We start from the raw sequence: 16,150 nt of genomic DNA on the forward strand, positions 1-16,150 counted from the left end.
AGAAATCGGCACGATTAGAGTGTCTAGCCCTGAAATGGATTTACACCTGATTCACCTAACCACCGGCGCATGCTCGGCCATCAATTCCACTATCCAATCGATAAATACCCGAACTTTGGCGCTGACATGGCGATTCGGCGGGAATGCCAGATACATCGGCATTGGCTCCATGTGCCAGTCCTCAAACAGCGGCAGCAACTCGCCGCTGACCAGATGAGGCTTGGCCATGTACTCCGGTAGCCAGAGCATGCCCAGACCCGCGAGGCCGGCGGCGAGGTACGCATTGCCGTCGTCGACCGTAAGTTGCGGGCGACCCTGGGCTTCAAAGCGTTCCTCACCCCGCTGCATTACGTAGGGCAAGGTTTTGCCTGTACGAAACCAGAGAAAGCCGACGGTACTGTGCCTGGCTTCCTCCAGCTCACGGGGATGCGCCGGCGTACCGAAACGCTGCAGATACCCGGGTGCGGCATAAATGCCGAGTTTCAAATCGCCTACATGCCTTGCCACCAGGGACTGATCGGTGATCTCGCCGCCACGCACCACGCAGTCGACATTTTCGCCAATGATGTCGACGATGCGGTCGCTCACGCCCACGGTCAGCTGAATTTCCGGGTAGCGAGCAAAGAACCCGGGCAAGGCCGGTATCAGCAGCATTCGCGCCAGTGGGCTGGGTACATCCACCCGCAGCCGTCCGCGAGGTGTCATCGAGGCGCTGGATAAGCTGGTCTCGGCGTCGTCCATATCGGCCAGCAGCCGGATGACGCGCTCGTAGTAGGCCGCGCCATCGGCGGTGATATTGACCTGGCGTGTGGTGCGGTTGAGCAGGCGCACGCGCAGCCTCGCTTCCAGTTGCTGGACGAGCTGAGTCACAGTGGTCTTGCTCATGTGCAGGGTAGCTGCAGCCTTGGTGAAACTGCCGGTTTCCACCACTCGGGCAAAGGCCTGCATTGCATCGAAACGGTCCATTTCACACCTCACTCGGGTCTGGATAGTTTGGATTCTACAAACAGTCATGACCAGAGTTGCCCGTTTATTCGGGTCGGCAGGCTTTTTACAGTGACTCCATCGTAAACAACGGGCTATCGCCCTGAAGGAGTTACACAATGACCAGCAAACGTGATGTCGTTTTCCCGCCTGACCGCCATGCCCTGTACGAACTCCACCGCTACTCGCCGGCGATTCGCTCCAACGGTTTTCTGTTCGTATCCGGTCAGGTCGGCAGCCGCAAGGATGGCTCGGCCGAGCCGGACCTCGCGGCACAGGTTCGCCTGGCCTTCGCCAACCTCAACGCGATCCTGGCCGAGGCCGGCAGTAGTTTCGAGGATGTGGTCGACACGACCATTTTCATGGTCGACCCCGACTCGAAATTCGAAATGATCTGGGAAGAAGTCGCCAAGTACTGGGGCGAAGCTCCCTACCCGACAGTGACCGCTATAGGCGTAACCTGGCTGTCCGGCTTCGACTTCGAGATCAAGGTGATCGCCAAACTACCCCAATAAACCGGGCTCCCCCCCCCTCCGCAGACCGTCAAAGGGAACCCTCTTTTTTTGGAGCGCCCCTCCACTCCCGATTGATCTCTGTCTGTTGTCACCGTCCGCTTCTGGCCGATTGCTGCCTGCCGTGAAGGGCAGCAACCGGGCAATAGCCGACATTCCATTTTGCCTGAAGTGCTACCCTCCACTGGACTTCACTCAAGGCCAAAATATGGACATTTCGCCTCACTTCATCATTCATGAATCCCCCTATTGGGTGATTAACCACCGCATGGACAGTGCGCTGCCTGGCTACCTGATGCTCAGCGCGAAAGAAATGACAAACTCATTGGCTGCGCTATCGACCGAAGCGCTGGCGGAGTTGGGAGCATTGCAGGCGAGAATCCAGGCATCCATCGAAGCGCTCCTGCAACCAAAACGGCTTTACATCGGTCGTTTCGGTCATGACGCGGGGCACTCCATCCACTTCCATTTCATCCCGATTTACCACTGGGTCGAGGCATTGTTCTGGAGGGACGACAGGTACAGAGTCCTGCAAAATTTTGGCTCTCTCGAGAGTAGCATGCCCCAGACCGACGGCGCAGAACTGATGTTCTTTGTTTGGCGAGAGTTTTGTGAGCGTCCTGATCCTCCCATGATAGAAGGCCCAACCATTGATCACGTCATTGCAACTCTGCGCTCCCAATTCAGGGACGATGAATGAGACTGATCGAAATTCAACAGATTACGCACCTGCCGACGGAAGTTCTTAACTTGGAGAAAGAGGCGGTTGCAGAAGGTTTCAGGTTTCTTACGCACCTGATTTCGGAGTGGCACTCTGGAAAGAATCGCTTCGATGCACCCGGTGAATGCCTCATGGCAGCGTATTCGGACCAGCACCTGATAGGAATCGGAGGCCTATCAGTTGATCCCTATAATAAGCCCGGTATCGCAAGGCTACGGCGGGTGTACGTGGCACCTGCGGCAAGGAATCAATACGTGGGTCAGGCGCTGGTAAAAGTGTTGGTTGCACAGGCTGCTCTTCACTTTAGGCAGGTGCGTCTTTCCACCGATACTTCAGGAGGCGACACGTTTTACCTGCGCTGCGGCTTCATCCGAATAAAAGATGCCCATGCCACCCACACCATGGAACTGGTCAACGCCTGATCAGGCGGCTTTCGGCAAAGAGCGGACGTTGCATCGGGCTGGTTTTTTCCTCGTTCGAGAGGACTTGTGAACTTTTTACTAACTCCGAGCGATCCTGCACTTACGAAATGCGTAGACCCGATTGTTGAGAGTTAGACGCTTCCCGCATGCTTTTTCCTAGCTACCGAAAAGAGCAGACAGGTCTCCTGTATGCCAGATGTTGTCGACGGTGACGCGTTCAATGAGCCAAACTTCTCCTTGCCTGACCATCTCCACGTCGTAACGGTTTTTCATGAGGTAGTGTCGCGACGGATCGCTTTTGAGCACGTGCTGCGCTTCCACCAAGGCATCCAGATGCGCCTTGTCACCATCGACGCTGGCGCGAGGATTGCTCACCGAATGAGTGGTGTCGACGTGACTGAGCGCTTCTGACAGCGCTGCGACGATTGTGTCCCGACCTTCCAGCACCGGGTATTCAAAACCAGCTTTTGCGGCAGCGGGACGAAAGTCGGAAACTGCATTTTCTGCAAACGCGGATGCGAGAAGAACACTGTCTTGCAGATCGATACCTGCGGCAAATCGATAGAGTGTTTCAACCACCGAGAGTTTGTCTTCGGTTTCTTGAAGGTATTTGGACGACATGGTTAACGCCTTATGTGAAGTGAATCACCATGGTATAAGTTATATACCAGATATCAATTACGCACTTTGAAGTCATCAGGTATCCCAGAGGAAACCACATGCAAGAATTGGAGGAACAGAGCCCAGCTCAAATCGCCTCGGACACAGATAACAAAGTCGATTGTTCGAGTCGTTTCTTGCTGGATCAAATCGCGGACAAGTGGTCGGTTCTGATTCTTGCGGCGCTATGTAAGAAACCGCTGCGGTTCAACGAACTCAAACGTTGTTTGGATGGCATTACCCAAAAAGCGTTGACTCAGGCGCTGCGTCGTCTGGAGCGCAATGGCATCCTTGACCGTCGAGTGATCCCTTCGTCGCAGATAGCTGTGGAGTACAGCATCACACCATTGGGCCGGACGCTGGAAGGACCGTTCCTGGCTTTGTATACCTGGACGATCAATCACGTGGACGCTGTCGTACAAGCGCAGTCGGCCTTCGACGCGCGCGAAGTCGAGGCGTTATAGTGTTCTAATAATCGGTAATGGTCGTACCGTCTATGGTCTCGGCGAAACCCACGCCGAACACCCTTGCCGGCGTTTCAAAACCGGCTCGTCGCTCACCGCCCAACACTCGACGCGCCGCCTCCACGGCGGACAACGGTGTATAGCTGTAGCCGTTCACGGTCTCGATCACCGAGCGTGCAATCGTGCCATCTGCACCGACCACTTCAGCCACTGCACGGGCACGGTGACCCTCACGTTCTTCAATACTCGGCCCATCCGGGAGTTGTGACAGATCGCCCTCCGGGAAGGCGTCGCCCGTGATATGCACATACAGGGATATGTTTGGGATGGCGGTAGAACGCCAACCGGTAACCAGGTCACCAAAAGATAACGGTGCGCATAATGCCGGGCCCTGGCCAAAGTCGAAGTGTCGCGGTTGCGCATCCGGTGTTGCCAGAAGCTCTCCATCCACGCGGGCCATGAGACCGGCGCCGATGATCTCGCTGACACTCATGGCCGATCCCCGTGACATGGCGCCAGCGACCTGAAGTGCAACGCACAAGGTCTGAGGATTGTGCACGCGCCGGGCGACATGCATCGCCAGGCAATCTGTCGGCACCACGTCCCAGCCCACCCCAGGCAGCAACATGATCCCCGCCTGTGCAGCTTGCGTTCCCAACTGTTCTGCCAGCCGATAAACGTTGATCTCAGCGGTGATATCCAGATAGTCGACCCCGGCCCTGATGCAAGCGTGCATCAAGGGTTGCGCCGTTTGAGCGAAAGGCCCGGCAAAATTCAGCAGTACGCCGACGCCTGCCAATGCATCTGCCCCTATGGCATCAAGGCTGAACACTCGATACGAGACACCCAGTTGCTCAGCGAGCACCCCGAGCTTTTCAGCCGTGCGCCCGGCAATCACAACGTCCAGCCCCAGTGCTTTGGCATGTTCGGCAGCCATGCGACCCGTATAGCCTGTCGCGCCGTAAATCATCAGTTTATTCATTGCGCGTGCTGCCAGTTCTTGTAGACGAATTCGAGACTGTAGCCATCCGGATCAAGCACATTGGCTGCGTAATAGTTGGGGTCGTAATGCAGTCGGGCACCGGGAGCACCGTTGTCGACTGCACCCTGTTCCATCGCAGCTGCGTAGGCGGCATTCACGTCTGCCTTGCTGTTCGCCACGAAGCCAACATGTGCCGCGCGCCCTTCGACCACGCCCTCACGCAACCAGAAAAATACCCTGCCATTGGCGCCGAATCCCTTGAGATCCGGATGGCCTGGCGGACCGTCCTTGCCGTCGTAATCGAGCCGTCCGGTGATGCCAAGCGGAGCCAGCGCCGCGGTATAGAAACGGATCGAACGTTCAACGTCACTGACCGAGATAAAAACATGATCAAGCATTGTGGATGCCTCGTTTTCAGAAGGTGATTTAAATGAAGTATCCGCCCGAGACTTCAATGGTCTGGGCATTGATCCAGCTACCTTCTTCAGATAGCAGCATCGCGATAACACGAGCGACGTCCTGTACTTCACCCACTCGACCCAGGGCTGTTTGCGAGGCCAGTAATGTCTCGAACTCCTCGTTTAACCCGCCACCCAACTCAGTGCGGATCGCGCCCGGCGAGACCGAATTGGCACGGATGCGCCGAGGACCAAACTCTTTGGCCATATAGCGAGTCAGCACATCAAGCCCGCCTTTGAAGGCCGCATAAGGCGCGACACCCGCCGTGGCCACACGCGTTGTGGCACTGGTCAGATTGACGATACTGGCCCCCTCTTCCATCAACGGCAGTAACGTCTGAGTCAGAAAAAACGGGCCTTTGAGGTGAACGTTCAACAACCCGTCAAACTGCGCTTCAGTGACCGTGTCCAAGGGATTGAACAAACCATGGCCGCCGTTGTTCACCAAACCGCCAAGGCGGGTCACGCCCCAGGTTGCCTGCAAGGAGCGCTGAACCGCGTCGCGAAAACTGCCGAAACGGCTTATGTCGGCAACGTCGAGTTCGAGTGCCACCGCCTTGCCGCCCGATGCCCGGATGCGCTCGACAACAGACGTCGCCGAATCCGCGTCACGCTTGTAGGTGACAATGACGCCCATGCCGCGCTGGGCGCAATGCTCGGCGGCACTGGCACCGATGCCCCGGCTGCCACCTGTAATAACGACAACGCTCATAAGGTGCTCCAATGTCACTGAAAATGAGTCATTACAGTAACCATTGCTTTCACCGTGAACGCAGCCATTCCTACTCGAATCCTGCCTGTTTCTGCTTTTTGCTTGCACGAGCGCAGTTGCCTGGGTTCAGATGCCTCGTATGACAAATCCATTGAAAGAACTGCGGGCTTTGGCTGCACAAGCCGAAAACCGTCGCACAGAAACGGGTATCCCGCGTGTGGCCATGGTGCAGGGTGAGATTCCCGAGCACATGCTGGCAGCTGTTTACGAGCCGATGATCAACCTGATCCTGCGCGGCAGTAAGTCGATGACCATCGCGGACCGCACGTTGCGCTACGATCCTGCGACGTATTTTGTGATGTCCATCGAGCTGCCGGCTGTAGGCCAGGTACACCCCGACGCCAATGGCGAGCCTTACCTCGCCGTCAGCCTGACACTCGAGCCGACGGTACTGGCAAACCTGTTAGCCGATCTTCCGAAACCCGACGGGCAGTACGACAGGAACGCAGGCTTCTCGGTAGCCCCGGTCACACCTGAGCTGATGGATGCCTGGGTACGAATGTTGCGCTTGATGAATCGCCCAGAAGAGATTGCCGCCCTGGGCCCCGTTTATGAACGGGAGATTCTGTATCGTGTCCTGCAAGGCCCCCACGGATGGATGTTGCGTGACATCGCGGCCCCTGACAGCGCCATGGCCAGGGTCAGCCTGGCCATTCAGCACATACGCCGTGATTACGCTGAATCCATACGGGTCGAGACCCTGGCGCAACGGGTTTCGATGAGTGTTTCAGCCTTCCACCGCCACTTCAAAGCCGTGACCGCACTGAGCCCGTTGCAGTATCAGAAAAGGGTTCGACTGCTCCAGGCACGGACACTGATGGTCGCCAGTGCCAAAAGTGTTACCCATGCGGCATTTGAAGTCGGCTATGAAAGCGCTACTCAATTCAGTCGCGATTACGCACGGGTGTTTGGCTTACCGCCAGCGCGCGATGCAGCCAGGATTCTGGGAGAAAGCCGAGGTGAGAAAAGGTAGGTTGGTGGCGCTTCTATGTTGCTTGTTGGCTGCTGAGTTTTTAGCGTTCGCGATGGGGAAATTACTGCACTTCGTGACAGGCAGAAAACGGCCAAAAGCGGACGCTCGCCCCCGAAGGGGTCCAGGCGCCCAGGTTCGGGTCGAGGTAAACAGCTGCACATCGCCCCCCCCCCGGAAAATACGCTGCTAGGGCGTCGTTGTAGACGGGCAACTCGTTGTATTGATTGTAAGTAGTTCTTTGTGACCGAAGGTGGGAATTGGAATGATCATTTTTTATCCTCATGCAGGTAATCGAGGAAACGAAGAATCCGCCTGCAATACCGCTCCCCCTCCCGCTTCGACTAAACGTCTTTTGCCGAGACCATTTTGGTATTTGTCGACAGCATGGCTACCTGAGCGGATGAACGAGCGATGAAACTGTGTCGCTCATTGAGGCCCTGGAGAACCCTTCAAAGACTGACTCCACAAGCGCTTTCGCCTCTATTGCGGCTGGCAAAAGAGTTCTCGCCGCAAGGCTTACCGTGCCAAACCGAGCGCTGCGCTGGAGCGGAGGATCAAGTATCACTTCCCTTAGTGCTCCACATTCAATGGAGCCTCGAAAAACAGGCTTATTACCAAACGCCACCATTCGGCCGCCCAGCGCCGCGGCTTCTACGTCCCGGAAGTCATCACTGCGGAACGAGATGAAAGAGGCGGCAGATTGCTCGAAGTACTCGCTAAGGTCCGCCATGGCCCAGGGCGAGAGTGCGATGGAGCTGATGCGGTGGTTCAGCAGTTCACTGCGCGTTACGACCGATTGATTGGCAAGTGGATGGTTGGGTGCACAGAAAAACCCACTCGGCCAACGGGGTAATGGGCTCAGAAGTAGATCGTTTCTGTCTTCCAGCAACGCAATATCACCGAACACAATGTCGACCTGCTCATCGAGCAGCAGCCGCAGTAATGCATCCCGCTCCCCACGTTTGATATTCACCCGCAGCTGAGGTGCATGCTCGGCGAAGTAGTCGAGTAACGGTTCAATCAGCACAATCGCAGCGGTCGAGCCCAGGCCAATTGACAACTCTCCGTATTCACCCCTTTGCATCAGCGCAAGATCGCGGCGAAGTTCATTGGTTTCCAGGACAATCTTGCGAGCACGTTCGGTAAACACCTTGCCGTATGGCGTAAGCGACACGCCCCGTTTGGTACGTTCGAAGAGCATGACGCCAAGTTCGGCCTCAATCGACTGAATACTTCGAGACAACGCAGGCTGGCTGAGATTTACATCAACGCTGGCTCGACTGAACGTCAGATTTTTCGCAAGTCCCAATACATGGACGAGTTTCCGGATATCCACAGACGTCTCCAAAGACATAGTACGAGCAATAAGACCAGGTATCCCTGTGAGTTGGCCGAGCCTCTGCCTGCTGAATGCATTAATTCGGGGAACCTACGCCCTAATCCGACAACGATCAAGACACAGTGCCGGTCTGCACAAGCGGCCAGTTTTTATTATGTGCTCGCCGCATAGACCATCTGTTTTTTTGCATTAGCCGTCCCGGCGCGCGGCCAATAGCATGGCTAAACCGAGCAGGCGATCTCGATATCCGACAGCGAAGGACACTCGATTTCCCTCGCCAAACTTTAAACATTCATTCAAGCCGGAAACAACAATGCCTATCAGCTCCAAGGTTAAAACGCTGGCGTCTGAAATGAGAGCCTGGCGGCACACGATCCACAGCAAGCCGGAGGTCGCCTTTCAGGAACACGGGACTGCCGGATTTGTAGCCGAGCTTCTGCATGGTTTTGGCGTCGAAGTTCACACCGGCATTGGACAGACCGGCGTGGTAGGGATCATCAACGGCCGGCTCGGGGACGGTCCATCGATCGCTCTGCGCGCCGACATGGATGCCTTGCCGATGGTCGAACAGGGTCACCCGGTTTACCGCTCTGTCCATGAGGGCGTTTTTCATGGTTGCGGCCATGACGGACACGTCTGCATTTTGCTGGGCGCTGCCAGCTATCTCGCGGCGAACCCGATGTTTCGCGGCAAGGTTGTATTGATATTCCAGCCGGCCGAAGAAATCGTCTGTGGAAGCCAGGCAATGCTGGACGATGGCTTGCTGGAGCGGTTCCCGTTCGATGAGCTGTATAGCCTGCATAACGACCCAATGTTAGCCCCGCAGAAAATTGGCGTGCGTGCAGGAGCCCAACAAGCTTCTTCAGACTTCTTCACCATCCGCATCGATGGCGTAGGCACCCATGCGGGGATGCCTCATTTGGGCGTAGACCCCATAGCGATTGGTGCATTGTTGGTTGGCGCCTTGCAGACGATTGTCAGCCGCTCGGTCAACCCACTGGACAGCGTTGTGATCTCGGTCGCCTGCTTTCATGCTGGCGAAGCGCCGAATGTGATTCCTCATCAAGCCGTACTGGAAGGAACGATCCGAGCCTTGTCCAGCGCTTCACAGGCGCTGGCGATTCAACGCATGCGGGAAATCTGCAAGGGCTTCGAACAAGCGAATGGTACGCAGATCACGCTCGAACTCACTCACGGTGTCCCACCGATCATGAACAGTGACCAACCTGTTCAGTGCGTGGTGTCTGCTGCTCGTGAAGTGGTCGGCAAAGAAAACGTCATCGAGGGCATTACACCTCTGATGGCCTGTGACGATGTGGCGAACTTCCTCAAAGTGCGACCCGGTTGCCACTTTCTACTAGGGCAAGGTGGACGCATGTGCCACCACCCAGAGTACGACTTCAACGATGACGTGGCACCTGTCGGTGTAGCCATGTTCCTGGAAATTGTCCGGTCTCGGCTAGATGCAACCTTTGAAGACAAAGACATATCACTTGCGACCACCGCAGCTGCCAGGTGTCAGCCCTGTTAATCCATTCAATAAACATACAACAATAAAATTGGAGACTCACATGGGAACTTCCCCCAACACGTCCAGGAACGGTCCACTGATAGAGCGACGTTCAATCGACTTTATTCCTGACAATGAACGTCACGGCAGCCTATGGAGCCAATTTACTCTCTGGGTCAGTGCCAACTTGACGGTCACCTGTGCGGTGACCGGCGCCCTCACGGTAGTACTGGGCGGCGATGTGTTCTGGTCCCTGGTCGGCCTGTTCATTGGCCAGTTGATTGGCGGCATGGTCATGGCCCTTCACGGGGCCCAAGGGCCACGCACCGGCCTGCCACAAATGATCACCAGCCGCGTCCAGTTCGGTGTGTACGGCGCCATCATCCCATTGGTACTGGTATGCATCATGTATGTCGGCTTTCTGACCAGCAGTACAGTGTTGACCGGCCAGGCGGTAGGGCAATTGTTGGACGTCAGCACTACCAGCGCCATTCTGATCCTGGGCGTGCTGGTCGCGTTACTCGCGCTCTTCGGCTACAGAACGATCCACGCGCTAGGCCGGGTCTACAGTGTTGTGGGCGGGTTGACCTTCCTGTATTTGTTCGTCAGTTTGCTCAGCGGGCATGAAGTTTCAGCGCTGTTGGGCAACCGACATTTTACCTGGCCGACATTTCTGTTTGCTTTGTCGCTGTCTGCTTCGTGGCAAATTTCTTATGGCCCGTATGTGGCGGATTACTCCCGATATTTGCCTCGCTCAACATCACCGACCCTAACCTTTGTGATGGTCGGTGCAGGTTCCGTGCTGGGATCACAATTGGCCATGACGTTCGGCGTGTTTGCAGCGGCTATCGCTGGCGACCGCTTTGCCGGCCACGAAGTCACCTTTATGGTTGGGCTCGGCTCCGTCGGCCTAGTCGCCACAGTCCTGTATTTGGCGATCACCCTCGGTAAGTTGATGTCGTCGGCACTTAGCATCTATGGAAGCGTGATGTCGGTGGCTACCATTTCAACTGCTTTAACCGGGAAGAGTGCTATCGGCAATGGCATGCGTTTTGTGCTGATCATGTCCGTCGTTACGCTGTACACCAGTCTGGCGTTGGTCGCCGACCATGGATTTCTCAAAACATTCGGCCACTTTATCCTGTTCTTGCTGGCGTTCTTCACCCCCTGGAGTGCTATCAACCTTGTCGACTACTACTGCGTCGAGAAAGACAATATTGATGTGCAGGCCCTCAACGATGTGAATGGACGTTATGGCAAGTGGAACATTCCCGGTATCTCGACCTATATCCTCGGGGTATTGATCCAGATTCCGTTCATGTCTTCGGAGTTCTACACTGGCCCATTGTTCGACTTCTTCGGTGGCATCGACGTTTCCTGGATTGTCGGACTCCTGATCCCTGGCGCGCTTTACTACTTTTGCTCCCGCTATCGCTTGCCACATCAGACGCAGCAGGCCGTTCAATCAAACAGGGTCTGAAGAGCTGCTATAGGTCGGTTGCTGTCTTTTAGTAAGGGCAAAAGCCGGCCAAACGCGTACGTTCACAACCCCTCCCGAAAACCTCAATTACACTGCTCCAAGCTCAATTTAGAGCTTGCATGCACGTCTGCCGCTTAAAAAGTCCTGGCTTACGCCTTTACATCTAGCTGCAACCTTCGCGGTCTGCTGAATGCCTTGCCCTCCCGCCTGGGAGGGCACTTGAAGGCAAGTCATTGGCAGATGCCGATGACTTAACTCTTTTTGATTCACATGAAGGCAGTCGCCCCGAGGCACCCAAGCCAACCCGGTGAATTTACGCGCACTCTCAATTGAAGGACGCCGTTATGAGTACGGTGATACACAAGATCAAACATGAGTTCATGAAGGTCCTTCCACCGACCATTTTCTTTTTCATCATCTTGCACATCGTTGTGCTGATTCGAGCGCTAATGATCAAAGGGTCGGGAGTGGAGTTGCCGGTTTCCGCATCGGTGCTGATCGCTTCCCTGGTGCTCGGCAAGTGTGTATTGATCGCCGATATGCTGCCGTTCATCAACCGGTTTCCCGACAAACCACTGATCTGGAATGTCACCTGGAAAACATGCATGTATGCCTTGGTCGCGTTGATCGTTCACTACCTGGAACGACTGTACGACTACTGGAAAGAGGCACCCGGTTTCATGAATGCAAACTCTCTGCTGTGGTCCTCGATAAACTGGCCTCGCTTTTGGGCCGTACAGATTCTGCTCATTACGTTGATCTTCATGTATTGCGTGATTGCAGAGTTGACGCGCGTCATTGGGCGTGATCGGCTGAAGGTGATGTTCACTGGCCCGCTTCCACCAGTGCAACATTGAAATTGCGAAAGGCTTTCGGCCTGGCCACCAACAGCGGCTTCGGTCGAATCCAGTCCGTTATGAATGACCGCTTTGGGTCGATTGCCGCCTATCACGACAAATCGGAATTAACCCTTTCGATCTTCTGCTCTAAAACCCCATGAACGGCCAATGCGGTATTGTTGCCTTTTTGAAAATCAGCCAAGGAAGCCTCCATGAACGTGAGTCGTAAAGACCGACAGATCGACAATATTGAGTTCAATGTTGACGACATTGACCGCAGCAAAGCTTTCTACGGCGGTGCGTTCGGTTGGACATTTGTCGACTACGGTCCTACCTATACGGAATTCAGTGATGGCCGCCTTACCGGTGGTTTCACGACGGGAGAACCCGTTCGGCCTGGCGGCCCTTTGATCATTTTGTACTCGGACGATCTCGGTGAGACGCAGCAGCGACTCAAGGCTTTGGGCGCTATTATCACGCGCGAAACCTTCTCGTTCCCTGGTGGACGCAGATTCCACTTCACTGACCCAGACGGCTATGAACTGGCCGTTTGGAGTGCCGACGCCACTTGAAAGGGCAAGTTCTCCCGCTTTCTTCCGCAAAAAACGAGCGATTTTGAATGGCTGCCTCTGTGGTTGATTACTGCCCTTCGTGACCGGCAAGACAGGACTCATTGCAGGTCAGTGTGATGACACGAAAGGCGACGGTGTTGTCGGTGCCGGCAACGCATAGGTTCGTTTCATCCACGCCACCTCCGCTATCGGTGTGCGGCCGAAGAGGCGCTTGAAGTCGCGACTGAATTGCGAAGCACTTTCATAGCCCACCAGAAATGCCGCTTTCGCTGCGGTCAGGTCGTTACGCAGCATCAGTAATCGCGCTTGATGCAAGCGTGTCGACTTGAGGTACTGCATAGGCGAAGAATCGGTCACCTTGCGAAAATGCAGATGAAAGTTGGGTATGCTCATCCGCGCTTCCTGAGCCAGGGCTTCTACATCCAGATGCTGGTGATAACAGCTGTGGATTTTGTGAATGGCGCGCGTCACCTTGCCGAACTGGCCCTGCTGGGCGATGGCCGCGCGTAAGGTGCCGCCTTGTTCACCGGTGAGGATGCGGTAGTAGAGCTCGCGTAACATCGCCGGGCCGAGGATTTGCGCGTCGGTGCGCTCACCCATGACTTCCAGAAAGCGCAGGGTCGATTGGCGCAACGGTTCGTCCATGGGCGAGGCGTACATGCCCATAGGCTGAGCCGCGCCGAAGTTCCAGATCTCATCCACTTGCTGAATCAGCTCGCCGGCCAGGGTGAAATCCAGTCGCAGGTACACCGCCAGCATTGGCTCCGTCTCGCTAGCCTCGGTCTCCATCGTGAAAGGCACTGGCACCGACACCACCAGGTAATGCTGGGCGTCGTAGACGTAAATTTCATCCCCCAGATAGCCGCGCTTGCGCCCCTGACAGAGGATGACGATGCCCGGCTCATACAAAACCGGCGTGCGCGTCAGAGGTCGGTTGGAGCGCAGAAAACGCACATCATCCAGAGGGCTCAGGTTGTAACCCTCCAGCGGCGCAAGCTGGCCCATCAACTGCACCATACGCGCCGTACTCGGGTCCTTGAGTTTTGCCATCGGCTGCACGACCTCCATTGTTTTGCTCAGCCGTCCGTAGAACAGCTTAGCGCCTCCCATTGCTCAATACTCTCCGCCGTGCGCTGTAGCTTGTCACGCACCAGGGCCAGGGCGTCGCTACCCAGCAGCAGGTGAGCCGGCGGGTTGGGGCTCGCGATAATCGTCAGCATGGCACGAGCAGCTTTCTGCGGGTCGCCCAGTTGATGACCGCTTTTTTCCTCGCGGGCTTTGCGCACCGGGTCGAAGCTCGCGTCGTAGTCACTGATACTGCGCGGCGTACGCTGCATTGAGCGGCCCGCCCAGTCCGTGCGAAACGACCCAGGTGCAACGGCTGTGACAAAAATATTGAAGGGTGCAAGCTCTTTGCTCAACGCGTCTGAGATGCCCTCCAGCGCAAATTTGCTGCCGCAGTAATAGGCAATGCCCGGCATGGTGATATAGCCGCCCATGGAAGTGATATTGAGAATATGCCCTGCCCGCCGCTGGCGAAAATACGGTACAAACGCCTTGGTCATCGCCACTGCACCAAATACATTGACGTCGAACTGGCGGCGCATTTCCTCCAGCGACGACTCCTCGAAAATCCCCTCGTGGCCATAACCCGCGTTGTTGACCAGCACATCCACCGGGCCGTGCTGGTGTTCAACAGCGGCAACTACCGCGTCGATGGCGTTGAAGTGGGTAACGTCCAGCACCACGCCGTGGGCTCGCTCAGGCGAGAGCGCCTCGAAGGTTGCCAGAGCGGATTCACTGCGAACAGTGCCGATCACTCGATGGCCCTGGGCGAGCGCTTCCTCAGCCAGAGCTCGGCCGAAACCACTGCTGACGCCGGTAATAAAGAGGGTTTTTACTGCACTCATGGCGCGCACTCCTGAACAAAAAAGGTGAGGCCATGCTAGAGCTGGGCGTGATGATGGACTATGCCGGATTGAATTTGAGTATTGCCTATTCCTATCTGTGTGGTTGGCGGGCAACCTTGAATCGGTAGATAAAAAAAGAGATCAAAGGAGGAAAGGGGCGGATCCATATGCCCTGCTCTTAACATCTGCCATGACCGAAGTTCTCCGGTCACGAGTGTTTGCTTCGGGTCGGGAACGGCCATTCAGCGCAGCACTTGTCCACCGAATAAATCGGCAGACCTATTATCAGGCTGCAAACCCGAACGTTTGACGTAAGCTCCATCGACCGTTTGAATACACAACAGGTCGGCCGACAATCCTCAGCCGAATCCGTCGGAGGCGTTGCAATGACAACCGTCGATGTGAAATCCCGCTTCGAAGCAAAGCTGCTTCGCCCGGCAAAGCCAGGCGATGATAGGTCGTGGGCGTTTGTAGTGCTGCCCAGAGATGCGAGTGAAACACTTCCGAGACGAGGAAGAACGACCGTCGCAGGCACACTCAATGGGCAGCCTTTCCAGGCGACCCTTGAGCCGGATGGTCAGCTCAGCCATTGGCTGCAGGTCAGTCGTGAGTTACTCGAAGCCGCCGGTGCAGTCGTGGGGGATGTCGTTACGCTGGAGTTGTCCCCTGTGAAGAAGGAACCCGAGCCCGAGGTCCCGGCAGATTTTCAGGAGGCCCTGGCGGCTGCTCCCGAGGCTCGCAAAGTCTGGCAGAGCACGACGACCCTCGCACGGGTGGACTGGATTCACTGGATGACTTCAGCCAAGCAACTCAAGACCCGCGCCAAACGCATTGGTGATGCCTGCGAGATGCTGGCTTCCGGCAAGAAGCAGGTTTGCTGTTTCGACCAGTCCGGCTATTACAGCAAAGCCTTTCGGGCGCCCGAGGCGGACAGTCTGGAGCGTTAGCAACCTGCACTGGGACGAGCCCTCCCCTTTTCCCCCATTCACTTCAGGTTTAAAGTTCACTTCAAGGTCAACGGCTTTCCGGGGTTAAACATGCGCATAGGCGAACTGGCGAAAATCAGCGGATTGGCGCCTTCGCGCATTCGTTTCTACGAGGCGAGCGGGCTGATCAAGTCGGTCGAGCGCAAATCCAATGGCTATCGCGACTATGCACCAGACGCGCAGTGGGTGCTGCAGATCATCACCGGTGCCCAGGCGGCAGGATTTTCCCTGGACGAGATTCGCCAGTTGATGCCGATGAATGCCAATGGCTGGCAGCATGAAACCCTGCTCAACGGCCTTAAACGCAAGGTCGAGGAAATCGAAATCCTCCAGCAACGGCTGGCCCGGAACAAGGCGCAGTTGCTGCTGGTGATCAAGGGCGTCGAAGGTAAACCCGAAGGCATGGCCTGTGCCGACAACGCGCAGTTGGTCCTCAATCGCCTGCGCGATGAAGGTGTGACCACTGCCAGCAGCGATGCAGCGCCCTCCAGGAAAAAAGCAGCCCGCCGGGACCCGCAGCCGATTGTTCCGAGTCAGCCGTCCTGAACCTGTTTCAGCACGATCAC

The 16,150-nt window shown here is 56.1% G+C and carries 19 protein-coding genes; 11 read left to right on the forward strand and 8 right to left on the reverse strand.

Going from position 1 to position 16,150, the window contains the following annotated elements; genetic code table 11:
* Nucleotides 1–51: 51 nt before the first annotated feature.
* A complete protein-coding gene (locus tag EIY72_RS14045; RefSeq protein WP_093222745.1) occupies nucleotides 52–966 on the reverse strand; it encodes a LysR family transcriptional regulator in 915 nt (304 codons plus the stop codon).
* Nucleotides 967–1,103: 137 nt separating this feature from the next.
* Here EIY72_RS14045 and EIY72_RS14050 point away from each other — a divergent pair, with 137 nt between their 5' ends.
* From EIY72_RS14050 to EIY72_RS14060, 3 genes are all read left to right on the forward strand, one after another.
* Nucleotides 1,104–1,499 (forward strand): RidA family protein, encoded by a 396-nt coding sequence (locus EIY72_RS14050; RefSeq protein ID WP_093222748.1) that lies wholly within the window; start codon nucleotides 1,104–1,106, stop codon nucleotides 1,497–1,499.
* A 205-nt stretch (nucleotides 1,500–1,704) separates the two neighbouring features.
* A complete protein-coding gene (locus tag EIY72_RS14055; protein ID WP_093222751.1) occupies nucleotides 1,705–2,196 on the forward strand; it encodes an HIT family protein in 492 nt (163 codons plus the stop codon).
* Entirely contained in the window at nucleotides 2,193–2,639 is a 447-nt protein-coding gene (locus tag EIY72_RS14060; RefSeq protein ID WP_093222754.1) for a GNAT family N-acetyltransferase, read from the forward strand. Before EIY72_RS14055 ends, EIY72_RS14060 begins: the two co-directional genes overlap by 4 nt.
* 156 nt (nucleotides 2,640–2,795) lie before the next feature.
* Here the strand turns inward: EIY72_RS14060 and EIY72_RS14065 are convergent, their stop codons facing one another.
* Nucleotides 2,796–3,260, reverse strand: coding sequence for a nuclear transport factor 2 family protein (locus tag EIY72_RS14065; protein ID WP_093222757.1), 465 nt, complete (start codon nucleotides 3,258–3,260; stop codon nucleotides 2,796–2,798).
* A 98-nt stretch (nucleotides 3,261–3,358) separates the two neighbouring features.
* On the opposite strand from EIY72_RS14065, the gene EIY72_RS14070 reads away from it, so the two are divergent.
* Nucleotides 3,359–3,763, forward strand: a complete 405-nt coding sequence (locus EIY72_RS14070; protein ID WP_093222760.1) for a winged helix-turn-helix transcriptional regulator — start codon at nucleotides 3,359–3,361, stop codon at nucleotides 3,761–3,763.
* Between the two features lie 4 nt (nucleotides 3,764–3,767).
* Here the strand turns inward: EIY72_RS14070 and EIY72_RS14075 are convergent, their stop codons facing one another.
* Genes EIY72_RS14075 through EIY72_RS14085 form a run of 3 tightly spaced genes read right to left on the reverse strand, consistent with a single transcriptional unit; the run spans nucleotide 3,768 to nucleotide 5,915 of the window.
* The gene (locus EIY72_RS14075) at nucleotides 3,768–4,745 is read right to left on the reverse strand and encodes a saccharopine dehydrogenase family protein (RefSeq protein ID WP_093222762.1); all 978 of its coding nucleotides are present in this window, start codon (nucleotides 4,743–4,745) and stop codon (nucleotides 3,768–3,770) included.
* Complete coding sequence (locus tag EIY72_RS14080; protein WP_093222765.1) at nucleotides 4,742–5,143, reverse strand: VOC family protein; 402 nt, start codon at nucleotides 5,141–5,143, stop codon at nucleotides 4,742–4,744. The genes EIY72_RS14075 and EIY72_RS14080 overlap by 4 nt, the downstream gene beginning before the upstream one ends.
* A 28-nt stretch (nucleotides 5,144–5,171) precedes the next feature.
* Entirely contained in the window at nucleotides 5,172–5,915 is a 744-nt protein-coding gene (locus EIY72_RS14085; RefSeq protein WP_093222767.1) for an SDR family NAD(P)-dependent oxidoreductase, read from the reverse strand.
* A 139-nt stretch (nucleotides 5,916–6,054) separates the two neighbouring features.
* Here EIY72_RS14085 and EIY72_RS14090 point away from each other — a divergent pair, with 139 nt between their 5' ends.
* Nucleotides 6,055–6,948, forward strand: a complete 894-nt coding sequence (locus EIY72_RS14090; protein WP_197678837.1) for an AraC family transcriptional regulator — start codon at nucleotides 6,055–6,057, stop codon at nucleotides 6,946–6,948.
* Between the two features lie 388 nt (nucleotides 6,949–7,336).
* Here the strand turns inward: EIY72_RS14090 and EIY72_RS14095 are convergent, their stop codons facing one another.
* The gene (locus EIY72_RS14095; protein WP_093230586.1) at nucleotides 7,337–8,284 is read right to left on the reverse strand and encodes a LysR family transcriptional regulator; all 948 of its coding nucleotides are present in this window, start codon (nucleotides 8,282–8,284) and stop codon (nucleotides 7,337–7,339) included.
* A 316-nt stretch (nucleotides 8,285–8,600) separates the two neighbouring features.
* On the opposite strand from EIY72_RS14095, the gene EIY72_RS14100 reads away from it, so the two are divergent.
* The 4 genes from EIY72_RS14100 to EIY72_RS14115 all read left to right on the forward strand — a co-directional run bounded on the left by EIY72_RS14100 (nucleotide 8,601) and on the right by EIY72_RS14115 (nucleotide 12,688).
* The gene (locus EIY72_RS14100; protein WP_093222770.1) at nucleotides 8,601–9,818 is read left to right on the forward strand and encodes an amidohydrolase; all 1,218 of its coding nucleotides are present in this window, start codon (nucleotides 8,601–8,603) and stop codon (nucleotides 9,816–9,818) included.
* A gap of 40 nt (nucleotides 9,819–9,858) precedes the next feature.
* Nucleotides 9,859–11,277: a purine-cytosine permease family protein gene (locus EIY72_RS14105; protein ID WP_093222773.1), complete on the forward strand. Its 1,419-nt coding sequence runs from the start codon at nucleotides 9,859–9,861 to the stop codon at nucleotides 11,275–11,277.
* A gap of 344 nt (nucleotides 11,278–11,621) precedes the next feature.
* Complete coding sequence (locus EIY72_RS14110; RefSeq protein WP_093222776.1) at nucleotides 11,622–12,134, forward strand: hypothetical protein; 513 nt, start codon at nucleotides 11,622–11,624, stop codon at nucleotides 12,132–12,134.
* A gap of 194 nt (nucleotides 12,135–12,328) precedes the next feature.
* Entirely contained in the window at nucleotides 12,329–12,688 is a 360-nt protein-coding gene (locus EIY72_RS14115) for a VOC family protein (RefSeq protein ID WP_093222779.1), read from the forward strand.
* 108 nt (nucleotides 12,689–12,796) lie between these two features.
* Here the strand turns inward: EIY72_RS14115 and EIY72_RS14120 are convergent, their stop codons facing one another.
* Both EIY72_RS14120 and EIY72_RS14125 read right to left on the reverse strand, forming a co-directional pair.
* Nucleotides 12,797–13,738 carry an AraC family transcriptional regulator gene (locus EIY72_RS14120; RefSeq protein ID WP_093230588.1) on the reverse strand — a complete coding sequence of 314 codons (942 nt, stop codon included), beginning with the start codon at nucleotides 13,736–13,738 and terminating at the stop codon, nucleotides 12,797–12,799.
* Nucleotides 13,739–13,764: 26 nt separating this feature from the next.
* Complete coding sequence (locus EIY72_RS14125; protein ID WP_093222782.1) at nucleotides 13,765–14,598, reverse strand: oxidoreductase; 834 nt, start codon at nucleotides 14,596–14,598, stop codon at nucleotides 13,765–13,767.
* 386 nt (nucleotides 14,599–14,984) lie between these two features.
* Here EIY72_RS14125 and EIY72_RS14130 point away from each other — a divergent pair, with 386 nt between their 5' ends.
* Nucleotides 14,985–15,545 carry a YdeI/OmpD-associated family protein gene (locus EIY72_RS14130; protein WP_093222785.1) on the forward strand — a complete coding sequence of 187 codons (561 nt, stop codon included), beginning with the start codon at nucleotides 14,985–14,987 and terminating at the stop codon, nucleotides 15,543–15,545.
* Nucleotides 15,546–15,635: 90 nt separating this feature from the next.
* Nucleotides 15,636–16,130: a MerR family transcriptional regulator gene (locus EIY72_RS14135; RefSeq protein WP_093222788.1), complete on the forward strand. Its 495-nt coding sequence runs from the start codon at nucleotides 15,636–15,638 to the stop codon at nucleotides 16,128–16,130.
* The last annotated feature ends 20 nt before the right edge of the window (nucleotides 16,131–16,150 follow it).

It is taken from the genome of Pseudomonas vancouverensis (genome assembly GCF_004348895.1).
GTDB classification, from domain to species: Bacteria; Pseudomonadota; Gammaproteobacteria; order Pseudomonadales; family Pseudomonadaceae; genus Aquipseudomonas; species Aquipseudomonas vancouverensis.